The sequence below is a fragment of the Phenylobacterium sp. genome (assembly GCF_030645195.1).
Classification (GTDB): Bacteria; Pseudomonadota; Alphaproteobacteria; order Caulobacterales; family Caulobacteraceae; genus Phenylobacterium.
Genome location: NZ_JAUSLW010000119.1, coordinates 1 through 2,621 on the forward strand (window position 1 = coordinate 1; position 2,621 = coordinate 2,621).

Annotated in this window: 2 protein-coding genes, 1 tRNA gene and 1 rRNA gene; 2 read left to right on the top strand and 2 right to left on the bottom strand. The window is 66.4% G+C overall.

The features are described from left to right. On the top strand, positions 1-1,680 hold a 1,680-nt coding region (locus Q7T09_RS10495), incomplete at its 5' end, for an IS66 family transposase (RefSeq protein ID WP_304699556.1). After that, positions 1,635-2,273 (top strand): plasmid pRiA4b ORF-3 family protein, encoded by a 639-nt coding sequence (locus Q7T09_RS10500; protein WP_304699557.1) that lies wholly within the window; start codon positions 1,635-1,637, stop codon positions 2,271-2,273. The genes Q7T09_RS10495 and Q7T09_RS10500, both read left to right, overlap by 46 nt. Positions 2,274-2,385: 112 nt before the next feature. On the opposite strand, the gene Q7T09_RS10505 is transcribed toward Q7T09_RS10500, so the two are convergent. After that, a tRNA-Met gene (locus Q7T09_RS10505) sits at positions 2,386-2,461 on the bottom strand. Positions 2,462-2,513: 52 nt separating this feature from the next. Continuing rightward, a 5S ribosomal RNA gene (gene rrf / locus Q7T09_RS10510) occupies positions 2,514-2,621 on the bottom strand; the annotation flags it as partial.

Below are 2,621 nucleotides of genomic sequence, written 5' to 3' on the forward strand. Positions count from 1 at the left end.
GCCCCGGTTCCAGAGGATGTCGAAGCGCTGAAGGCGGCGCTGGCGACCATGCAGGCCGAGTTGGATGCGGCGCATGCCGATCGTGATCTGGCGCGCGCCGATGCAGCCGTCGCCATCGCCGAAGCCGCCGCGGCCAAGGCCGAGCGCGCCGACGACCAGGCGCTGATCGCCCATCTGAAGCTGCAGATCGCCAAGCTCAAGCGCGAGCGGTTCGGGACGTCTTCTGAGCGGTCCAGCCGGTTGCTTGATCAGCTGGAGCTGCAGCTGGAGGAGCTGGAGGCCTCGGCCACGCAGGACGAGCTTGCCGCCGAGCGGGCCGCCGCCCAGGCCACGACCACGGTGAAGGCGTTCACCCGCAAGACACCCTCGCGCCAGCCCTTCCCAGAGCATCTGCCGCGCGAGCGGGTGGTGATCGAGGCGCCCAAGACCTGCGCCTGCTGCGGCGGCGCGCGCCTGCGCAAGCTCGGCGAGGACCTCACCGAGACCCTTGAGGTGATCCCACGCCAGTGGAAGGTGATCCAGACTGTCCGTGAGAAGGTCTCGTGCCGGGATTGTGAGACCATCGCCCAGGCCCCGGCGCCCTTCCATGTCCTGCCCCGCGGCTGGGCCGGCCCCAGCCTGCTGGCCATGATCGTTTTCGAGAAGTTCGGGCAGCATCAGCCGCTTAACCGCCAGGCCGAGCGCTATGCCCGTGAGGGCGTGCCGCTGAGCCTGTCGACCCTGGCCGACCAGGTGGGCGGGGTGGCCACGGTCCTGGCGCCGCTGGTGGAGCGCATCGAAGCCCACGTCCTGACCGCCGAGCGCCTGCACGGCGATGATACGACCGTCCCCGTCCTGGCCAAGGGCCAGACCGATGTGGGCCGATTATGGACCTATGTGCGCGATGACGCCCCGTTCGGCGGATCCTCCCCGCCCGCGGCGATCTTCCACTACTCGCGCGACCGCAAGGGCGTGCATCCCCAGACCCACCTGAGGGCTTGGAGCGGCGTCCTGCAGGCCGACGCCTATGGCGGCTACGCCGAGCTCTACAAGCCAGACCGATACCCCAGTCCGATCCTGGAGGCGGGCTGTTGGGCCCACGGGCGTCGCAAGTTCTTCGAGCTGGCCGACATCGAGACCGCCGAGCGCAAGAAGGCGCGCGGCGAGAAGCCCAAGGCTGTCTACCCCAAGGCCCTGGAGGCGGTGCGCCTAATTGACGGCCTGTTCGCCGTCGAGCGGCAGATCAATGGCGCAAGCCCCGAGGCTCGTCTGGCCCTACGCCGCGAGCAAAGCGCCCCGATTGTCGCCGAGCTCAACGCCTGGATGGACGAGGCCCGCCAGACGCTGACCAGCAGCCATCACATCGTCAAGGCGATCAACTATCTGAAGCGCCGCTGGCCCTCGTTTATCCGCTTCCTCGACGACGGCCGGATCTGCCTCTCCAACAACGCTGCTGAGCGGGCCCTGCGCGGCATCGCCCTGGGGCGCAAGTCCTGGCTGTTCGCAGGCTCCGACCGTGGTGGCCAGCGCGCGGCGGCCATGTACAGCCTCATCGCCACCGCCAAGCTCAACGACGTCGATCCTCAGGCCTGGCTGGCCGACGTGCTCGCCCGCATCAACGACCTGCCCGCCAGTCGTCTCGATGAGCTCCTGCCGTGGAACTGGGACCCGGCCCAGGCGCGCGCCAAAACGGCGGCATGACCGCAGACCAGAAGATCGTTCGCCTCAAGATCGTCCTCGACGATGTCGAGCCCACGGTTGAGCGCTGGATCATCGTCCCGCTCAAGATCCGCCTGGATCGCCTGCATGAGGTGCTGCAGGCCGCCATGGGATGGACCAACAGCCACCTGTGGGAGATCCGCATCCGCGATCTCGGATGGGGGCCGGCCGATCCGGACAATCTGTTCGGGGATGGTCCCTTCGACGCCCGCAAGACGACGTTCCAGCAGGCTCTGGCGCAGACCGGCGCCAAGCGGTTCACCTACCTCTATGACTTCGGAGATGGTTGGAGTCACACGGTCAAGCTCGATCGGTTCGAAACCCTTCCCGCCGGCATCGACGCAACCTTCCTGGTCTACGCCAAGGGCCCCTGTCCGCCGGGAGACTGCGGCGGGCCGTTTGGCTACGCCGAACTCCTGGATGCCTACGGCGACCCCGCTCACGAGGGCCATCATGCCGCCCTCGAGATCCTTGGGCCGAGGTTCAATCCGGCGGCCGACACCACCACCGACCGATATGACGCCGTCCACCGACTGGTCGGACGCTGGATCAGGAAACCACGTAAGCCGCGCTAACCGCGGCCCTCACCGGATGGCTTCTTCGCAAGCTTAGATCTCGGCCAATTTCGCGCGGGCGCGACCGTCCAAACGCAAAAAACCCCGCGCGAGCGGGGCTTTAAGAAATCTTTGGGTGCGGGACAGGATTTGAACCTGTGACCTTCAGGTTATGAGCCTGACGAGCTACCGGGCTGCTCCACCCCGCGGCAAAGCTAGAAAATCGTAATTGAAGGGTTATTGGACATATCCGTTTGGTAGACCTGGCGGCGACCTACTCTCCCGTGCCTTAAGACAAAGTACCATCGGCCCAGAGAGGCTTAACGACCGAGTTCGGAATGGGATCGGGTGGGGACCTCTCGGCAAAAC